Raw genomic sequence first — 18,734 nt, forward strand, 5'->3', positions numbered from 1 at the left:
GGCGTTCAGGCACAGCGCCCGGCCTCATGACCAGCGCGCAGTGGCGCAGGCTCCGCGACACGAAGCCTGCGCACCCGGACACGCTAGGGTATCAGCGAATCGCTGATCTCCTTGAAGAGGTCGGCCAAACAGACCACGCCGATGATGCGCCCGCCCTCCTCCACCACGGCCCGGCCGCGGCGGTAGTCGAGGAAGACCTCGAGCACCCTGGCCAGGGGATCGTTGGGCTTGAGCATGGGGATATCGTGCTGCAGGCAGTCGGTGATGCGAACCTGGGCGCAGCTGCGGCAGGCGATGGAGAAGGCCCGGTCCCAGTCCACCTCGTTGCCGTCCAGGACCGAGCCCTTGAGCAGGCACGGCCCGATGCCCTGGATCAGATTCCACATGGACAGGATGCCCAGAAATTTCTCGCTCTTGGAAAAAACCAGCACGAAACTGCCGTCGGGCTGCCTGCCGCGGATGTCCCGCAAGGCGCCGATGGCTTCGGACAGACTCGCGTCCTCGCGCACGACGGCGAAATCCGACCGCATGATGTCCCAGACCCTTTTGCGAACCAGCATGATGAACTCCCGTGTTGAGTATGTCGAAAAACAGGGTCCGCCCCTGTGGTGTCCTCAGTCGAAATCGGCCAGCAGCGCCCCGATGTGCAGCTCGTCGGTCAGGGACTGGTTCTGGTAGAGGTTCCTGATCCGCCATGAAGCCTGCTGCAGATGCGCGTTGGTTATGCCGTTGGACAGCGCGGTGTAGGCTTCGAGAAAAGCCGCGAGGTGGTCGCAGATCTTGAGCATGCGCCCGTCCTTGGGGCAGAAGCGGTCCTCGTTGTATTGTCCCTGGAGCTGCTCCCAGCCGACGACGCGCGCCGCGCCGTCCTGCAGGATGGTGGCCTCGAACTCGGAGCCTACCTCGATGCCCAGGAAATACGAGAGCCGCTCCACGAGGTCGGTATACACCGAGCGGTCCAGGATGGAAAAGAGGCGCTGCTCGATTTCCTTGCCTTCGTATTCGCGGATCAGGTCGCCGATGCCCTGCACGGAACTCTTGACCGGCGAGATGATGTCGCGGGTCAGGAGTTCGGGGATGTCGTGAAAAAGGCCAGCGAAGAAATTGTTGTGCCGCCGCACGGGACAGGCGCCCACGGCGATGCTGAAAAAATAGGCCAGGCAGGCCACGATGAACATGTGCCCCAGGACCGACGTCTCGGGGATGCGCGGCGTCTGGGACCAGCGCTTCTGGAAGCGCAGGCGGCCGCACATGAAGGCGAACTTGCCGAGCCTGGTCCCGGGGCCTTCCAGGAGCTGGCGCACACCGGCCAGATCGAGGTGGGCTTCAAGGCCCTGGCGGAAGTTCTCCTCGATCTCGTCCATCTCCTCGTCCCACTGGTTCAGGTCGCGGATGAGGTGGAACTCCCAGCGGCTGGCGAAGAGATGGGCCGCGTCGAGGATGCGCGAGGCCAGGCTCTCGTCGCGCCGCACCTGGCGCTCGAAATGAGTGCGCATGGCGTCCCAGAAATCCTTGCCCAGGGGCTGGACCCTGGGCTGGAGTTCGTTCAGGACCCAGGCCGTGAGCTTTTCGTAATGGGCGGGGTTGGCCTTGATCTGGTAGAAGATGGGCGGCTTGATGTCGGTGATGACCAGCCGGTAGAGGTAGTCGAAGATGCCGCCGCGGACGATGTCCTCGCCCAGGGCCGACTTCTCCTCGGGCGACATGCCCTGGGAGTTGAGCTCGAACAGGAGCCAGGCCGCGATCATCTTGTGGGCCTGCTTGTCCACCTCCACAAGCTCCATGGGACGCATCTTGTCGTTCCAGCGCTTCATGAAGCTTCCGGAAAAAACGAGCTGAAGCAGGCCCTTGCGTATGCTGGCCACCATCGACCTCCAGGTGTTGCCGGGACCGTCCCGGCGGGTGAAAAATTTTCTTCGAATTCCTGCGAAAAATGCTTTACAAGCGGGCCCAGGACAGATAGCTGATTCGTTCCTTATCCCACAAGCATTGTTTCGTTACGTTGTAGCGGTTAGAGGGGTAAAGCACAACCATTTGTGCACGTTACCACCGATTTCAAGGTTGAAAGCACCCGCAACGACACGGGTTTTACCGGCAGGAGCCACAGAAATGAAGACCTACAGCCCCAAAGCAAGCGAACTGACCCACAAATGGTACCTTGTCGACGCCAAGGACAAGGTCCTGGGCCGTCTTGCGACGGAAATAGCCACCCGCCTCCGCGGAAAGCACAAGGCCGAGTTCGCCCCGCACATGGATAACGGCGATTTCATCATCGTCATCAACGCGGACAAGATCAAAGTGACCGGGCAGAAGCCCACCCAGAAGGTGTACTACCGTCACACCGGCTACGTGGGCGGTCTCAAGGAGACCACCCTGGAAGAAATGATGGGCAAGAGCCCCGAAACGGTCATCCACAAGGCGGTCCGCGGCATGCTCCCCAAGAGCGCCCTGGGCTACCAGCTGATCAAGAAACTGAAAGTGTACTCCGGCACGGAACACCCCCACCAGGCCCAGCAGCCTGAAGTGCTGGACATCTAAGCAGGGATGGAGAGGATTATGAGCCAAGATTTCTTCTACGGTACCGGCAAAAGAAAGACTTCCGTTTCCCGGACCAGATTGTACAAGGGCACCGGAACCATCACCGTCAACGGACGCGAGTTGGCCGACTACTTCCCCCGCGCCACGCTGCAGATGATCATCCGTCAGCCCCTCAAGCTGACCAAGACCATTGAAAAGTTCAACATCGCCTGCCGCGTCACCGGCGGCGGACTTTCCGGACAGGCCCAGGCCGTGCGCCATGGCATCAGCCGCGCCCTGCTGGAGTTCGATCCGGAAATGCGCGGCGTCCTGAAGCGCGCCGGCTTCCTGACCCGCGACTCCCGCGTCAAGGAAAGAAAGAAGTACGGTCAGCGCGCAGCCCGCGCCAGGTTCCAGTACTCCAAGCGTTAATCGCCTCTTGTTTTCGAACATTCCGGGGCAGAGGTGCATACGCACCTCTGCCTTCTTTTTTTCAAGGAGCGCCGCATGAGCAGCAAAAAGATACAACCCGTCCTGGTGTTTGCGGATGCGGACGGCAGCGTGTACGACCACCCGGAACTGCTCATGCTCGTGCGCAGGGGACGAGAGCTGGCCCTGCCGCGCCCGGACGAGCTCATCCCCCTGCCCGAGGGCAGCGACCTCTACCTCCTCCCCGGGCGAAGCGCCCTGGGCCTGGACCCAGCCACGGGCAAAGCCGAAGCCCTGGAAGAACGGGCCGTGGCAGCCTTCGTCTGCCCGTCCTACACCCTCTCGGCCACGGCCGCCTATCTCAAGTCCGAGGGCGCGCCGAACCTGCCCCTTTTCGCCTACGGCGCGGTGGGTTTTGCCCGCGACCGCTTCTGGGTCGCGGCCACCCAGGTCGACAAGGACCGGAGGCAGGTCTTCACGGGCGTGGCCCCCGAGAGAATTTCCAAGGGCGCCGAGGACCTGCTCCGGCGCTATCCGAAAAACCGCCTCATCCAGCACCTGGCCCGCTGCGCCCTGACCTTCTGCTGCCCTGCAGCCAAGAACCTGGCCCTGGGGCGCTACGAGGGGCCCCTGCCCACGGCCAGAGCCTGCAACGCGCGCTGTTACGGCTGCATCTCGCACCAGCCGGCGGGCTCCGATTTCCCCTCGCCCCAGAACCGCATCGACTTCACGCCCACCCCCGAGGAGATCGCGGAAGTCATGCTCCTGCACGCACGGCGGGCCAAGAACCCGGTCCTGTCCTTCGGTCAGGGCTGCGAGGGCGAGCCCCTGACCGAGGCGGCCCTCATCGCCGAGGCCATCGGCCGCTTCCGCGCCCAGAACGGACAGGGCACGGTCAACGTGAACACCAACGCGAGCCTGCCCGAAGCCATCCCCGGTCTGGCCAAGGCCGGCCTCGACTCCATCCGCGTCAGCCTCAACAGCGCGCGGGAGGCTGTCTACAACAGCTACTACCGGCCCCACGGCTACGCCTTCGGCGACGTGAAGCGCACCATCACCACGGCTAAGGAGCACGGACTGTTCGTGTCCCTGAACTATCTGTTCTTCCCCGGCGTGAACGATACCGAGAGCGAACTGGAGGCCCTGACCGGCCTCGTCTCGTCCACGAGACCGGACTATGTCCAGATGCGCAACCTGAGCCTCGACCCGGACCTCTACCTGGGCTGCGTGGGCGACCCGACGGAACCGTGCATGGGCCTGGCCAATTTCATGAAGCGACTCAAGAAAGCCTGCCCCTGGATCAACTACGGGTACTTCAACCCCTTCCTGCGTGACGGCGAACCCGTGCTCTGGACGTAAGCCATGAACGACCGGACCCTGGGCTTTCTCAGCATGCTGGCCTCGACCCTGTTCTTCTCGGCCACCTCGACGCTCATCCGCCTGGCACCGGGCATCGACCCATTCAAGACGTCGCTCTTCCGCTTCGCCATCGGCCTGACACTGCTCGGCACGGCGGCCATGGGCCGGCGCATCCGCCTCGACTTCCACAACCCGGCCCTGCTTTTCGCCCGCGGTCTGACCGGCGGGGTCTCCGTGTTTCTCTTTTTCTGGTCCATCAACGCCATCGGCCTGGGCAAGGGAACGCTCCTGAGCTACACCTACCCGGTCTTCGCGGCCATCTGGGGCGTCCTGCTGCTCGGCGAGCGGGTTTCGCCGCGCACCTGGGGGCTGATCCTGCTGTCCTTTTTCGGCGTCGCGCTGACCTCCGCGGGTCGCGGGGAAGACCTGCTGACCGCCATCGGCCTGAACGAACTCCTGGCCCTGGCCGGAGGCATGCTCTCGGGCCTGGCCATCGTCATCGTGCGCAAGCTGCGGGCCACGGAATCGTCCTACGCCATCTTCTTCTCACAGTGCGTGGTCGGTTTCTGGCTCATGCTCATCCCGGCCAATGTCCTCCCGTCGAAAATTGGCATCGGGGGCGGCTTCATCCTGCTGGGCATCGGCGTCACCGCGGCCATCGGGCAGCTGCTCATGACCTATTCCTTCAAGGCCCTCTCGGCGTCCCAAGGATCCATCATCGCCCTGGTCACCCCGGTGGCGAACATCGCCATCGGCTTGGCCGTGTTCGGGGAGACCGTCACGCCCGTCAGCGCCGCGGGCATGGCGCTCGTCCTGGTGGCCAGCCTGCTGATTGGCCTGGAAAAAGAGGAAAAAAAGAGGCCGCAGGGTTCTGCGGCCTTGGCAAGCGCTTGAAAGAGAGGCCGGAAAAGGCCTTTATTCGCAGTTGTCGGAGGCGGGAGACGGAAAGTCGATGCGGACCTGCTCCTCGCCCTCGGCGCGTTCGACGATCTCGCCGATGACCCAGGCGTCCTGCTTCAGGGCGCCCAAACGGTGCACCACATCCACGACCACGTCCTTCTTCACGACCATGATGTAGCCGATACCGGTGTTGAAGATCTGCAGCATCTCCTCCCAGGAGAGACCTCCCTCGGAGCGCAGCCAGTCGAAGACCGGAGGGATCTTCCAGGAGCCGAAGCGGATCTGCGCAGTGACGCCCTTGGGCAGGACGCGCACGATGTTGTCGTAGAACCCGCCGCCGGTGACATGGACCATGCCGTGGATTTCCCAGTCTCGCATGACGTTGCGGACGGCCTCCACGTAGATGCGCGTGGGAGTCAGCAGCACCTCGGCCACGGTCCTGTCCGTGCCGGGAAAGATATCGTCGGGTGCGAGGCCGGACTGGGCGTAGAGCTTGCGGACCAGGGAATAGCCGTTGGAATGGACGCCCGACGAACCGAGGCCGATGATGAGGTCGCCCACGCCGATGCTCGATCCGTCCACTACCTTGTCGTTGTCGACCATGCCCACGCAGAAGCCCGAGAGATCGTACTCGCCCTCGGCGTAGAAATCCGGCATCTCGGCCGTCTCGCCGCCGATGAGGGCGCACTGGGCCTCCTTGCAGCCCTCGACGATGCCCTTGATGACGGCCTCGGCCTTGTCGATGTCGAGCTTGCCCGTGGCGAAATAGTCGAGGAAAAAGAGGGGCCTGGCGCCCTGGACGATGATGTCGTTGACGCTCATGGCCACCAGGTCGATACCCACGGTGTCGTGCAGGTCGAAAAGAAAGGCGAGCTTGAGCTTCGTGCCGACGCCGTCGGTGGACGCCACCAGCACGGGGTCGTTGAACATGGACATGGACGGCTTGAAAAGGCCTCCGAACCCGCCGATATCGTTGACAACGCCCTTGGTGTAGGTCGATGCGACAAGGGACTTGATGCGGGACACGAAGGTGTTCCCCGCCTGGATATCAACCCCTGCATCCTTATAGGCCTTGTCTCGCTGGGACATGTACATCTCCTTGTTTCTTCGCCTTCGACGAGCTATGCGTATTGAAAATCAATTTCACCGGAGGCCACGTTGCATAAACTCGTGACTGGTCCAAGTAAAGCAAAAACCAGGGCCTTGGCAAGGCTGGTCATGGCCCTGGTCTGCTGCGCCGCGTGGGCCGCAGGGGCTGCATGGGCCTCGGACATCGTCATCCGTTCCGGCGAAGGCGAGGACACGGTCATGCAGGTCGGGCCAGGGGTCGGCAGCGACGGAGACGACGGGAACATGCGCATCGAATCAGACCCCGACAACGGCACCCTGATGCAGGTCACGCCGCAGCCCAGGGACAACGACGCGCAACAGTACCAGGGGCCGATCATCATCGCCCCGGAAATCCATACGAGGGGAAGGAAATGACAACACCTGCGCTGCTTTGGCGGCCGCTCAAGGACGACACGGTGCAATGCCGGCTGTGCTCCCACTTCTGCCGCATCGAGGCGGGAGAAACCGGAAAGTGCGGAGTGCGCAGGAACGACGACGGACAACTCGTCTCCCTGTCCTACGACAAAATCGCGGCCCTGAACCTGGACCCGGTGGAGAAAAAGCCGCTCTTCCACTTCCTGCCGGGCAGCACGACCCTGTCCCTGGGCACGCCGGGCTGCAATCTGGACTGCGCCTTCTGCCAGAACTGGACCCTTTCCCAGCCGCCCCGCCAGGGTATTCCCATCGAGGGCCGGGCCGTCTCGCCCCGGGAAATCGTGCGCATGGCGCACTCGTCCGGAGCGGCGTCCATCGCCTACACCTACTCCGAACCGACCATCTTCTTCGAGCTCATGCTCGAAACCGCGACCCTGGCCCGCCGTGAAGGCCTGGCCAACATCATGGTCAGCAACGGCTTCCAGAGCCCCGAGTGCATCGACGCCCTGGACGGGTTCATCCAGGCCGCCAACATCGACCTCAAGTCCTTCCGCGACGAGTTCTACCGCGACGTCTGCGGCGCCCGCCTGAAGCCTGTGCTCGAAAATCTCGCGCACATACGTCGGCTGGGCTGGCACCTGGAGGTCACGACCCTGGTCATCCCCGATGAAAACGACTCCGATGGGGAGCTGAGGGACATCGCCCGCTTCCTGCGCACGGAGCTGGGCGCGGACGTTCCCTGGCACGTCTCGCGCTTCCACCCCTGCCACCGCATGATGAACCACCGGCCCACGCCCCTGGACACCCTGAAGCGGGCCTGGGACATCGGCCGGGCCGAAGGGCTGCACCACATTTTCGTCGGGAACGTCCCTGGGTCGGGACTGGAGAACACGGTCTGCCCGGGCTGCGGCAAGACCGTGGTCGAGCGGTCCGGGTTCACCGTGTTGCGCAACAGGCTGCGCCTGGGAGCCTGCCCGGACTGCGGGCAGGAGGTCATCAGGAAGGAGTGGGCCGGGATACGGGAGCAGGGGCGCTAGAACTCGATTCCCCGCCGCGCCTTGCCGCCCTGGGCGTAGATGTGCTTGACCTCGGTCACGCTGGAGACGATGTCGGCCAGCTCCGCGACCCAGTCGGGCGCGCCCCGGCCGGAGAGAACCAGGTGGCAGTCCAGCTCGCGGCAGCGTTCGATGAGGCCGCGCACCTCGCCTTCGAGCAGCAGCCCGTGGTTCAGGGCGTAGAGGGTCTCGTCCAGGATGAGCATGTCCACGCCCCGGTCGAGCATTTCCCCGGCCCAGGCCAGCAGGGCCTCGGCCTTTTGGCGGTGCGTGGGAAACTCCGCGTCGCGGAAAAACCCGGCGCCAGAGGCCAGGAAGCGCTCACCCAGCAGGTCCGCGAGCATCTTCTGCTCCCCGGCCTGGCCGTCCTTCTTCATGAACTGTCCAAAGGCCACCCTCAACCCCTGCCCCAGAGCCCGCACGGCCTGCCCCACGCAGGCCGTGGTCTTGCCCTTGCCGTTGCCCGTGTAGACGATCAGCACGCGTCCGCCTCGGGCGCCGTCCGCCCGGTCAGCCGGGCCACGCTGGCGCGGACCTGCTCCAGGATCTCCTCCTCGCCCTCGACCCTGCCCCCGAGCATGAGTACCCGGCCGTTGCAGATGGTCGTATCCACGCAGGCGCTGCCCGCGCCGTAGATCAGGTTTGAGACGAGGTTGTGGCCCGGGACCATACGCAGATGGTTCAGGTCCACGAGGATGCAGTCCGCGAGCATGCCCGTGGCGATGCGCCCGGCGTCGAGGCCGTACATGCGCGCGCCGTTCACCGTGGCCGCGTCGAGGGTCTCCTGGGCCGGAAAGACCGTCGGGTCCATGGCCGTGACCTTGGCCAGCAGGGACGCCACCTTGGCCTCCTCGACCATGTCCAGGTTGTTGTTGGAGGAGCAGCCGTCGGTGCCCAGGGCCACGCCCACGCCGTGGGCGCGCATGGCGGCGTAGTCGAACCGGCCCGAGGCGAGCTTCATGTTCGAGACGGGACAATGCACGACCTGCACGCCGTTTTCGGCCAGCAGCGCCATCTCCCGGTCATCGACCCAGATGGCGTGGGCCAGGCTCAGGTTGGGGGCCAGCAGGCCCAGGTCGTGCAGGTACTCCACAGGGCGCTTGCCGAAGCGCCCCAGGCAGTCCTCCACCTCCTTCCTCGTTTCGGAAAGGTGGGTGTGGATAAGCAGGCCGTGCTCCAGGGCGTAATCCCTGAGCCAGCGCAGGGAATCGGAGGACACGGTATAAATTGCGTGGGGGCCGAGGATGAAACGGATGCGGTCGGAGCAGGACGAGCTGGCCTCGTGCAGGTCCATGACCTGCCGTTTCATGGCCTCGGCCCGGCCCTGGTCCTCGAAATCGAAGAAGGCCGCGGACAGGGCCGCGCGCATGCCCATCTCCTCCACCGCCCGGGCCGTGCCTTTCCAGTGCCAGTACATGTCGGCGAAAAAGGTCGTGCCGGACTTGATCATCTCCAGGCAGGCAAGCTTGGCCCCCCAGTAGATGTCGTCCTCGGTCAGCCTGGCCTCGAAGGGCCAGATGTGTTCGGACAGCCAGGTGTGCAGCTCCATGTCGTCGGCGTAGCCGCGGAGCAGGGTCATGGCCGCGTGTGTGTGGGCGTTGTGAAAGGACGGCAGGATCGCCTTGCCCGAGCCGTCGATGACCACGTCGGCCATCGCGTCGACATCCGTGCCGATGGAGTCGAAACGGCTCCCCTTGATGAGCACGTCCACCACCTCGCCTTTCAGGCGCACCTTCCTGATCAGTATGCTCACGGGCACCTCCGATGTTTGGAGGTACCTGATAACGGCATCGCCGTGACGTTGTCCATAGAAAGGCCTCGGTACCCGCCGCACGGGAGGAGTTGACACTTTTATGGGCGGGGCTATTCTCTTTTGCCTCCGGCTCGTCTATGTTATTGTCATACAACGTTCACACAAGGGGCTCCGATGAAATCGACCGACACCTCCGCTTCCTCCGGCAAAGGCGCACTCTCCACGCTGCGGGGCAAGATCGCCGCGGCCGTCACGGGTCTTGTCGCCCTCAACGCCCTGGGAGTGGGCTGGGCGCTGCTGACGGCCTGGGATTCCCTCCCCGCCGCCACGCGCATCGTCCTCGTCGTCCTGCTGATCCTGGCCGCCGCGGCCGGCGCCTTCGCCATGAAGGCGCTACAGCGCGAGGCAGCCAAGGGCGTGGCCGAGATCGGCGCCGTGTTCCAGAACCTCCAGGGGCAGGAGGCCGACCTGTCCTGCACCATGCAAGACGTGGACAACCCGGACCTGCAGCACATCTCCACCTGCTACAACGCCTTCCTCGGCAGCGTGCGGGAACTGGTCGAACGCATCAGGAAGATGGGCATCGACATCGCCCTTGACAGCACGCGCATGGCCAAGTCCGTGTTCGACACCCGCAGCAAGACGTCCCGCCAGGGCACCATCGCCGAAGAAGTGGCCATGGCCAGCAACGAGGCCAATACGGCCATCGCCGAAATTGCCCAGAACACGCAGTACGTGGCCGAAAAGACCACCAGCAACCTGAACACGGCCCACAGCTCCCACGCCGAACTGCAGGACGTCACGGACAAGATCCACAGGATCAACGACATCGTCGAATCCTTCCGCAACACCGTCGACGACCTGGGCAAGAGTTCGGCCAACATCCTGAGCATCGTGACCATCATCAACGGCATCTCGGAGCAGACCAACCTCCTGTCCCTGAACGCGACCATCGAGGCGGCCCGGGCCGGCGAGCACGGCAAGGGCTTCGCCGTGGTGGCCGAGGAGGTGCGCGAACTATCGAGACGCATCAAGCCGGCCACGGAGGAGATTTCCAACAACATCTCGGCCATGATCAAGATCGTCGAGCGCACGCAGACCGAGACGACCCAGATCCTGGACTACGCACGCGACACGGACAGCGTGGTCACGGCGGCCACGGAAAACTTCCAGCGCATGATCGGGGATTTCGAGACGGCCAACGACCAGCTCATCAAGATCGCCGCCGCCATCGAGGAACTCTCGACCAACAACAGCGACGTCGTGCAGAAGGTCAACAACATCAACGCCCTGAGCCAGGAGATCGCCGCGGACATGAACGTCTCGGCCACGTCCGTGGACACCCTGAACGGAGTCACGGAACAGATGCTCGAGCTCGTGGCCCGCTTCAAGACCGGCGAGGGGAAATTCGACGCCGTCATCGCCACGGCCAGACAGGTCCGTGACAACTACCAGGCCCGCATCCAGGCCATGAAAGACCACGGCGTCAATGTCTTCGACACCCAGTACCGGTCCGTGCCGAACACCACCCCCCAGAAGTTCGTGACAGCCTTCAGCGAGGCGTTCATCAAGGAAATGCAGGCGGTGGTGGACGAGAACGTCAAGAAAATCCCGGGCACGATCTACTGCCTGGCCATCGACCGCAAGGGCTACCTGCCCGTGCATCACGGCGCCGTGTCCCAGCCCATGACCGGCGACCCGGCCCGCGACCTGCTCTACAGCCGGCACCAGCGCATCTACCAGAACAACCGCACCGAGCAGCGCCGCTGCTCGCATACCGAACCCCTGCTCCTGCAGACCTACATGCGCGACACCGGCGAGATTTTGAACGACCTCTCCATGCCCATCTACGTGGACGGCAAGCACTGGGGAGCCTTCATCATGGGCTTCGACCCCCGCAAGATGTTCGCCGACGGCGCCTGATCCCGTCCCCGCGCGGAAGGCCGGCCCCGCCGGCCTTCCTCATCCCTCCCGGATCTCCCCTCCCAGCCCCCGGTCCACGGTCACCAGAAAGTCCTGCACATTGGTCAACACCCCCCGTGCGCCCAGGGATCCCCGGTTGGCCAGCTTGGTGGTCACGAAGTCCGACATGTCCACGCAGTAGAAATACACAGGCCGCACGCGCCCTCCACACACGGTGTAGGACGGGGTCAGATTGCCCGTTGCGATGGAGTGCAGCTGCGTAGCCAGAGCGATGACCGTGGTGGCCTCGGCGGTCACGGCGCGCATGCGGGCCTGTGCCTCGTAGGCGCCGGCGATGGTCTCCGGCAGGGGGCCGTCGTCGCGGATGGAGCCGGCCAGGACGTAGGGCACGCCCTTGGCGTGGAGGGCGTGCATGACGCCGTCGGTGACGCGCCCGGAGGCGATGGCCCCCTCGATGGAGCCCATGCCCCGCACGGCGTTGATGACGTCGAGATGGTTGTAATGCCCCAGGGAGAGACTACGGCGGGAATAGATGTCCTGTCCCAGGGCCGAACCGAACATGCTCCCTTCGAGATCGTGCACGGCCAGGGCGTTTCCCGCCAGAACGGCATGCACGAAGCCGCGACGGATGAGACCGACCATGGCCTTTCGGGCGTCATGAGCGGGACCACGGCCGGACCGAGAACCCAGACGATGCGGCCGTGGTCCCGCTCATGACGCAGGAGGGCGTAAAGCTCGTCGTAGTCCACGGAAAACGCGGTTTCGCGGCTGACGCTGCGGCGGAAGGCAAACTTTTCGGCGGCCTCCCCCTGCGCCTCGAACCCAGCGGCGTGCACGAGGATGCCGTCCTCCCCGTTCTCCCCACGGCCCACGGCCACTAAGTCGCCCCGACGCAGGTTGCGGAACTCGCGCACGGCCACGTAGTCCCCCTCGCGCACGACGACGCAGTCCATGCGCGAGTGCGCCGGCAGGACCCAGTTTCCGGGCGAAAGATGTATGTACTCCGGGAAGATGGATGTGGAGTGATAGTTTGCCGGCGCCACGCCGTTGGCCGGGGCCGGCTCGAAGCGGGCCACGGGGGCGTCCCGGAGCTCCGGGGCCGAAAAGTCGGGTTCGCGGTATGCGGGCAGGGCGAAGTCCATGGGCACCTCCTGTGGGACACCCATAGCAGACTTCGAACCCTTACGGCAACGCGCCCCCCGCGGCGCAAAGCTTCAGGAAGAATGCGTGCATCCTCGGGTCCCGCGTCAACTCGGGATGGAACGCGGTGGCCAGCAGACGTCCCTGCACGAGGGCCACGGGCAAGCCGTCGAGGCGGGCCAGGACCTCCACGTCCGGCCCCGCCTCCACCACGTGCGGCGCGCGGATGAAGACGCCGGGGAAAGGTGCGCCGCCGAGGCGGCCCGGTTGCACGTCCGCCACGAAGCTCTCTCCCTGCCGGCCATAGGCGTTGCGGGCCACGGCCATGTCCATGAGACCGGCGAAGGGCTCCTCGCCCTCCACCCTGCGGGCCATCAGGATGAGCCCGGCGCATACGCCCCATACCGGACGGGACGCACCGAACTCCCGCAGGACCGCATCGAGCCCGCCCCACGCGGCCAGACGGCGCATGCTCGTACTTTCCCCCCCGGGCAGGATGAGACCATCCAGGCCGTCGAGCCCGCCGGGCGTGCGCACCAGTTCGGCCCGCACGCCCAGGGACGAAAGCATTTCCCGGTGCTCGGCAAAGGCCCCTTGCAGGGCCATAACCCCGATGCGCATCACCAGCCCCGGCCCGCGAAGCTGCGTTCGGCGTCGAGGCTGCGCGCGGCGACGCCGGACATGGCCCCGCCCAGATTCTCGCTGATGCGCGCCAAGGTCTGCGGGTCGTCGTAATGGGTCACGGCCTCGACAATGGCCTTGGCGCGCCGGGCCGGGTCCGCGCTCTTGAAGATGCCCGACCCCACGAACACCCCGTCCATGCCGAGTTGCATCATCAGGGCCGCGTCTGCCGGGGTGGCGATGCCGCCGGCCGCGAAATTGACCACGGGCAGCCGCCCGAGTTCCCTGACCTGCCGGACCAGTTCCAGAGGCGCGCCTATCTCACGGGCAAAGGAGACAAGTTCCTCCGCGGACATGTGCTGCGCCCGCCGGATGCCTTCGCGCACGGCGCGCGCATGGCGCACGGCCTCGACCACGTCGCCCGTGCCGGCCTCGCCCTTGGTGCGGATCATGGCCGCACCCTCGGCGATGCGGCGCAGGGCCTCGCCCAGGTCGCGGCAACCACAGACGAAGGGCGTCCTGAATGCCTTCTTGTCGATGTGAAAGGCTTCGTCGGCCGGGGTCAGGACCTCGCTCTCGTCGATGAAGTCCACGCCCACGGCCTCGAGGATGCGGGCCTCCATGAAATGGCCGATGCGGCACTTGGCCATGACCGGTATGGACACGGCCTCCATGATGCCGCGTATCATGCCCGGGTCCGACATGCGGGCCACCCCTCCGTCGGCGCGGATATCCGCCGGAACACGTTCCAGGGCCATGACCGCGCAGGCCCCGGCCTCCTCGGCGATGCGCGCCTGCTGCGGGTCGACCACGTCCATGATGACCCCACCCTTGAACATGCGGGCCAGACCTGTGTTGAGCAATTCCTGTGTTTCCTGGTTCATGTCGTCCTCCCTGTGGATTGGACCGTCCTTGAACCAGCGGAGGCGGGAAAAGACAATAGCGGATTAATGCGGACGGAATATGGATAAAAAATCCCTATCAGGATGCGTCCAGGGACAACAGGAAGGCACGGAGGTTCGCCCGGCGCGTATCCAGGCCGAGCTTGCGGCGGATGCCATGACGGTGGGTGTCGACGGTGGAGGTGCCGACCCCCAGGCGGGCGGCGATTTCCTTGGTGGACAGTCCTTCACGGATAAGGTCGGCCACGCGCAGCTCGGCCGGGGTCAGATCCTGGCAGGCCGAGGACAGCCGATGACGGAAGGGGTCCGTCAGCTCCTGCAGGCCGTGCCTGATCTCGGCCGCCAGAGGCCCTGCTTCCCCGCGGCAGGCCGCCTCCAGCCGCTCCAGTGCAGGCAGGATGCGGCGACGGACATTGGCCAGCACGGCCTGCTCCAGCTCCTGGCGGTCCTCCTCGCGCTTGCGCAGCAGGACCTCCAGGGCGACATTCATGCCGCTCAGTTCGGCCGTACGCTCGCGCACCCGCTCTTCCAGTTCCTCGCTGTGGCGGGCCAGCAGCGCTTCCTCGTTCTTTCGCGCGGTGATCTCGGCCAGGGTGCCGACATAGCCGAGCAGTTCCCCACCCGGCCCGTGGACGGGCCGGGTCTGCTCCTCCACCCACCCCGCGCGCCCGCTGGGGCAGGCGTAGCGGTACTCGGCCCGGAAGAGCGCCGTGCCCTCGGACACCGCCCGCGCCCGTTCCCGCAGCAGCCCCGGCAGGTCGTCGATGTGCACGGTCTTGGCCCAGCCGTCGCCCAGGGCTTCGGCCTCGGAAAGCTCCATCATCTCGCAGAAGGTCGTGTTGACGAACACGCACTTGTCCTGCGCGTCGTCGAAAAAGATGCCCAGCGGCGAGCCGTCGACCAGGACGCGCATCCTCGCGCGCAGGCTGGCCAGTTCGACTTCGAGCGCCTGCAGACGGGCCTCAGGAGTCCGCATCGCCGTCCCTCTCCCTCGCCGCAGCCCTATCCCCGCACAGGCCGGCCCGGTCCAGAACCGCCAGCAGCTCTGCCTGACTGACAGGTTTGGCGATGTAGTCGTCCATGCCCGCGGCCAGGAACTTCTCCCGGTCGCCGCTCATGGCGTAGGCCGTCATGGCCACGACGGGGATGCGGGATTTCGCGCCCAGGGAAGCATCGCGCCTGATGACGCCCGTGGCCTTCACGCCGTCCATGACGGGAAGCTGCACGTCCATGAGCACGAGGTCGAAGTCCTCCCGGCGCAGGGTTTCCACGGCCTCGGCCCCGTCCCCGGCCCGAGTGACCAGATGGCCGGCCTTTTCGAGCACCCGCCCGGCCGCGAACATGCTCACCGGGTCGTCCTCCACCAGCAGGATGCGCAGGCCCTGCGACGGCTGCGCACAGGGCGGAACCGTCTCGCGGACATCCCGGGCGTCCTCGCCCCGGCCCAGGGGCAGGGAAAAGCACATGGTCGTGCCCATGGGCGAACTGTCCACGCACAGGCAGCCACCCATGAGGTCCATCAGGCGCCGGACGATGGCCAGGCCGAGACCCGCCCCCTGGTGGTGGCGGACGAAGGACTCCTCGCCCTGCACGAAGGGCTTGAAGATATCGTCCACACGCGCGTCGGGGATGCCCGGCCCCGAATCGGCGACGCAAAAGAGCACCCGGGACCCTTGCCCGCAGGGCAAAAGACCCGCCTCGATCCGCACGAAACCGCCGGCCGTGAATTTGACGGCGTTGCCGACCAGATTGAACAGGACCTGGCGCAGCCGCGATTCGTCGCCCACCAGCCGGGAAGGCACGTCGGCAGCCATGCTGAAGCTCAGTTCGATGCCCTTTTCCCGTGCGGACAGGGCGAAAAGGCCCATGACGGCGTCCCGCAACTCGGCCATTTCGAAAGGCCTGCTGGCCAGCGTGAGCTTGCCGGACTCGATCCTGGAAAGGTCCAGCAGATCCGTCAGGAGTCCGGTGAGACGGCCGGCCGCGGCGGCCGCCATGCGCACCAGGCGGACGTGCTCGTCCGAGAGGCTCATAGACTCGAGCAACTGCAAAATGCCGAGGATGCCGTTCAACGGGGTGCGGATCTCGTGGCTCATGTTGGCCAGGAACCCGGACTTGGCCACATTGGCCGCTTCGGCGGCCTCCTTGGCCTTGCGCAGCTCGGACTCCTGGCGCTTGCGGGCCGTGATGTCCGAGAAGATGCAGGCGAACTGCATGGACGCGGGGCGGAAGGCCGAAACCTCGAAAAACTTGTCAATGGCCCTGGAATATTCCTCGAAGAAGAGCGGTTCGCCAGTCAGGGCCACGCGCCCGTAGATCTCGATCCAGGACGGCTCCGTCGACGGCATGACCTCGCGCACTGTTCTGCCGACGACATCCGCAACCGAAAGCCCGGTGATGCGCTCGAAGGCGGGATTGACGTCCAGGAAGCGGTAGTCCGTAGGCCTGCCGCCCTCGTCGACGATGATCTCGTGCAGGGCGAACCCCTCGGTCATGTTCTGGAAAAGGGCCATGTACCTCAGTTCCAGATTCCGCAGGGCCGTGACATCCATGACGGTGCCCAGCACCCTGGCCACGCGCCCGCCCTCCCGGACGGCCACAGCCCGGACGTGCACCAGCATCTTCCGCCCGTCGGCGGACGTGAACGGAAGTTCGAGGTCGAAAGGCTGCCCGCCGCGCCGGCAGGCCTCCAGGGAACGTTGGACGAGTTCCCGGCCTCCGGGGTCGAAGCAGGCCAGGCTGCGTCGCAGGTGCTCCTTCGAACCGGCAGGGAACTCGTCGGGCGACATGCCGTGGAGACGGTACATCTCCCTGGTCCAGGTCATGGTCTGGGTGTCCGCGTCCCAGGCCCATCCTCCGATCCTGCTCAGGCTCTGCGTCAGGTTGAGGAGGTCCTCGCTCTTCTGCAGGTTTTCCTGGGCCCGCTTGTACTCCAGGATGTCCCACAGCAGGTTGCCCAGCTCGTCCAGGGTCTGCACGTCGCCGTCGTGGTAGTCCTCGGGCTTGTTGGCCACGGCCAGGATGGCCACGATCCTGTTGCCACGCAGAATCGGCAGCAGGAGCTGGCGCACCAGCTCGGGATGCCCTGCGGGGACGCCCTTGCGGTGCGCCAGGGAGGCGTAGTCGTTGTGGATGACGGGCCTCCGCTCCCGCACGCAGTCGGCCCAGACCCCGGCGTGGTTCATATCGAAATGCAGGTCCTGGGTCACGGCCCGGAAACCCGTGGCCATGGTCCTGGAGGACCAGGCGTACATGGACAGTGTGCGCTGGTCCTCGTTCAGGAAATGCAGGAAGCCCAGCGTGCTTCCGGTCACGTCCTCGGCCTCGTCCAGGGCCTTGCGCAGCAGTTCCTTGAGGGGGTGGTTGATGGCGTACTCGCTCAGCCTCTGCCGCGCCACCAGCAGGCGTTCCCTGCGCACGCGCTCGGTCAGGTCCGTGGCAAAGGTCGACACGGCCGCGACGGACCCGTCGTGTCCCAGGACCGGGCTCAGGCTGTGCCGCATCCAGCGCCCCAGCCGCTCGTCCTCGAAGGTCAGAGGCTCCCCGGTACGCAGGACGCGTTCCAGGCGCTCCCGCCGCCGTGCGGCCACATCCGCTGGCACCACGTCGTAGATCGAACGGCCGACGCACTCGGCCACGGTCCTCCCCACACGGGCGGCGAAGGTCGCGTTGCAGGTGATGACGGTCCCGTCGGTTTCGAACAGGGCCGCGGACTCTTCGATGGAGTCGAGCAGCGCCGCCAGATTGGCCTCGGATCTCTTCAAGGCCTCGATGGAGCGCAGGTGTTCGGTCACGTCGATGTTCGCGCCGAGAATCCCCAGGATTTCCTCTCCCCTACGGATGGGCGCGACGATGCCGTGGAAGGCGCGCCTCTCGCCCGCGGGCACGAGGTACTCCACGTCGTGCTCGACGACGTGGCCCGCGTAGGACCTGGCGTTGGTGATCTTCCAGTTTTCGAGAATTTCCCCGGCGACCTCGGCCTGATCGGGCACCGTCGCCATGAGGTCGCCCCACAGGGCCACGGACGCTTCGCTCTGCATGACGATCCGCCCCTCGTTGTCCCGGGCCCAGAAATCGAAGGGGAGGTTGCGCAGCATGGCCCGCAGGAGCGCGTCCTTGCGGTCGAGGGTTTCGGCCACTTCCCTTTGGGAGGTAATGTCGAGGAAGGTGATGATGACCGCGGCGGCCGTCGGGGACCGCCCGTCGAACACGGGTTCGGTGTTGATGGACAGCCAGCGCTCCGTCCCTTCATCCCGTCGCAGCCGCATGATCTGGTTCCGCAGGGGCTTGCCATCCGCCAGGGTGACCCTGGAAGGGTGGTCGCCGACAGGCCAGGGACTTCCGTCGGGGCGCAGGATGGTCCAGACGCCCACCTGGCAGGAGGATGGGGCCAGTTCGTGTTCGGCGCTGCCGAAAATTTCCCTCACGATCCTGTTCCAGAAGCGGATGCTGCCGTCGGCATTCTGGATGATCACCCCGACAGGCGCGTTTTCAAGGAGAAAGGAGGCCGTGAGCCTCTCGTCATCCCCGGCACCCAAGCGGAGCCCGGAGCCGTTGTCGGCTTCGAGCTCCGCCACGCGCCGGCGCAGACGGGCGACCTCGTCCTGCAGTTCTTCCCGCGACATCGTCTCTTGAGCCATGCACACCCCA

18 protein-coding genes are annotated in these 18,734 nt (G+C 65.5%); 8 read left to right on the forward strand and 10 right to left on the reverse strand.

Annotated elements, in window-relative coordinates:
- Positions 1 to 83: 83 nt before the first annotated feature.
- Together G394_RS0107505 and G394_RS0107510 are read right to left on the reverse strand one after the other, a co-directional pair.
- Positions 84 to 560: a CBS domain-containing protein gene (locus G394_RS0107505; protein ID WP_028577140.1), complete on the reverse strand. Its 477-nt coding sequence runs from the start codon at positions 558 to 560 to the stop codon at positions 84 to 86.
- A 54-nt stretch (positions 561 to 614) separates the two neighbouring features.
- On the reverse strand, positions 615 to 1,865 hold the full coding sequence (locus G394_RS0107510) for an HD domain-containing protein (RefSeq protein ID WP_028577141.1): 1,251 nt from the start codon (positions 1,863 to 1,865) through the stop codon (positions 615 to 617).
- A 244-nt stretch (positions 1,866 to 2,109) separates the two neighbouring features.
- On the opposite strand from G394_RS0107510, the gene rplM reads away from it, so the two are divergent.
- The 4 genes from rplM to G394_RS0107530 all read left to right on the forward strand — a co-directional run bounded on the left by rplM (position 2,110) and on the right by G394_RS0107530 (position 5,199).
- Complete coding sequence (gene rplM, locus G394_RS0107515) at positions 2,110 to 2,538, forward strand: 50S ribosomal protein L13 (RefSeq protein WP_028577142.1); 429 nt, start codon at positions 2,110 to 2,112, stop codon at positions 2,536 to 2,538.
- Between the two features lie 18 nt (positions 2,539 to 2,556).
- Positions 2,557 to 2,949 (forward strand): 30S ribosomal protein S9, encoded by a 393-nt coding sequence (gene rpsI / locus G394_RS0107520; RefSeq protein ID WP_028577143.1) that lies wholly within the window; start codon positions 2,557 to 2,559, stop codon positions 2,947 to 2,949.
- A 75-nt stretch (positions 2,950 to 3,024) separates the two neighbouring features.
- Positions 3,025 to 4,305: a radical SAM family protein gene (locus tag G394_RS0107525; RefSeq protein ID WP_028577144.1), complete on the forward strand. Its 1,281-nt coding sequence runs from the start codon at positions 3,025 to 3,027 to the stop codon at positions 4,303 to 4,305.
- A gap of 3 nt (positions 4,306 to 4,308) precedes the next feature.
- Positions 4,309 to 5,199: a DMT family transporter gene (locus tag G394_RS0107530; RefSeq protein ID WP_028577145.1), complete on the forward strand. Its 891-nt coding sequence runs from the start codon at positions 4,309 to 4,311 to the stop codon at positions 5,197 to 5,199.
- A 21-nt stretch (positions 5,200 to 5,220) separates the two neighbouring features.
- Here the strand turns inward: G394_RS0107530 and purM are convergent, their stop codons facing one another.
- A complete protein-coding gene (gene purM, locus G394_RS0107535; protein ID WP_028577146.1) occupies positions 5,221 to 6,294 on the reverse strand; it encodes a phosphoribosylformylglycinamidine cyclo-ligase in 1,074 nt (357 codons plus the stop codon).
- A gap of 69 nt (positions 6,295 to 6,363) precedes the next feature.
- On the opposite strand from purM, the gene G394_RS0107540 reads away from it, so the two are divergent.
- Together G394_RS0107540 and amrS are read left to right on the forward strand one after the other, a co-directional pair.
- A complete protein-coding gene (locus G394_RS0107540; protein ID WP_156902506.1) occupies positions 6,364 to 6,690 on the forward strand; it encodes a hypothetical protein in 327 nt (108 codons plus the stop codon).
- On the forward strand, positions 6,687 to 7,727 hold the full coding sequence (gene amrS, locus G394_RS18365) for an AmmeMemoRadiSam system radical SAM enzyme (RefSeq protein WP_051307031.1): 1,041 nt from the start codon (positions 6,687 to 6,689) through the stop codon (positions 7,725 to 7,727). The genes G394_RS0107540 and amrS overlap by 4 nt, the downstream gene beginning before the upstream one ends.
- On the opposite strand, the gene G394_RS0107550 is transcribed toward amrS, so the two are convergent.
- Both G394_RS0107550 and G394_RS0107555 read right to left on the reverse strand, forming a co-directional pair.
- Entirely contained in the window at positions 7,724 to 8,227 is a 504-nt protein-coding gene (locus G394_RS0107550) for a cob(I)yrinic acid a,c-diamide adenosyltransferase (protein ID WP_028577148.1), read from the reverse strand. The two genes, amrS and G394_RS0107550, sit on opposite strands and share 4 nt — an antisense overlap.
- Entirely contained in the window at positions 8,221 to 9,498 is a 1,278-nt protein-coding gene (locus G394_RS0107555; RefSeq protein ID WP_028577149.1) for an amidohydrolase, read from the reverse strand. Before G394_RS0107555 ends, G394_RS0107550 begins: the two co-directional genes overlap by 7 nt.
- Positions 9,499 to 9,672: 174 nt before the next feature.
- Here G394_RS0107555 and G394_RS18370 point away from each other — a divergent pair, with 174 nt between their 5' ends.
- The gene (locus tag G394_RS18370) at positions 9,673 to 11,421 is read left to right on the forward strand and encodes a methyl-accepting chemotaxis protein (RefSeq protein ID WP_051307032.1); all 1,749 of its coding nucleotides are present in this window, start codon (positions 9,673 to 9,675) and stop codon (positions 11,419 to 11,421) included.
- A gap of 39 nt (positions 11,422 to 11,460) precedes the next feature.
- On the opposite strand, the gene G394_RS21600 is transcribed toward G394_RS18370, so the two are convergent.
- The gene (locus G394_RS21600; RefSeq protein ID WP_245578283.1) at positions 11,461 to 12,063 is read right to left on the reverse strand and encodes an ornithine cyclodeaminase family domain; all 603 of its coding nucleotides are present in this window, start codon (positions 12,061 to 12,063) and stop codon (positions 11,461 to 11,463) included.
- Between the two features lie 59 nt (positions 12,064 to 12,122).
- Between G394_RS21600 and G394_RS21605 the strand changes: the two genes are divergently transcribed.
- Positions 12,123 to 12,302: a hypothetical protein gene (locus G394_RS21605; protein WP_245578284.1), complete on the forward strand. Its 180-nt coding sequence runs from the start codon at positions 12,123 to 12,125 to the stop codon at positions 12,300 to 12,302.
- Between the two features lie 301 nt (positions 12,303 to 12,603).
- On the opposite strand, the gene pdxT is transcribed toward G394_RS21605, so the two are convergent.
- The 4 genes from pdxT to G394_RS20110 form a co-directional block, all read right to left on the reverse strand.
- Entirely contained in the window at positions 12,604 to 13,182 is a 579-nt protein-coding gene (pdxT, locus tag G394_RS0107570) for a pyridoxal 5'-phosphate synthase glutaminase subunit PdxT (RefSeq protein WP_028577150.1), read from the reverse strand.
- A complete protein-coding gene (gene pdxS / locus G394_RS0107575) occupies positions 13,182 to 14,066 on the reverse strand; it encodes a pyridoxal 5'-phosphate synthase lyase subunit PdxS (RefSeq protein WP_028577151.1) in 885 nt (294 codons plus the stop codon). The genes pdxT and pdxS overlap by 1 nt, the downstream gene beginning before the upstream one ends.
- A gap of 97 nt (positions 14,067 to 14,163) precedes the next feature.
- Positions 14,164 to 15,060: a PAS domain-containing protein gene (locus tag G394_RS20105; protein ID WP_051307033.1), complete on the reverse strand. Its 897-nt coding sequence runs from the start codon at positions 15,058 to 15,060 to the stop codon at positions 14,164 to 14,166.
- On the reverse strand, positions 15,047 to 18,724 hold the full coding sequence (locus tag G394_RS20110; protein ID WP_156902509.1) for a PAS domain S-box protein: 3,678 nt from the start codon (positions 18,722 to 18,724) through the stop codon (positions 15,047 to 15,049). The genes G394_RS20105 and G394_RS20110 overlap by 14 nt, the downstream gene beginning before the upstream one ends.
- Positions 18,725 to 18,734: the final 10 nt, after the last annotated feature.

The sequence above is a fragment of the Desulfomicrobium escambiense DSM 10707 genome (assembly GCF_000428825.1).
Lineage (GTDB): Bacteria > Desulfobacterota > Desulfovibrionia > Desulfovibrionales > Desulfomicrobiaceae > Desulfomicrobium > Desulfomicrobium escambiense.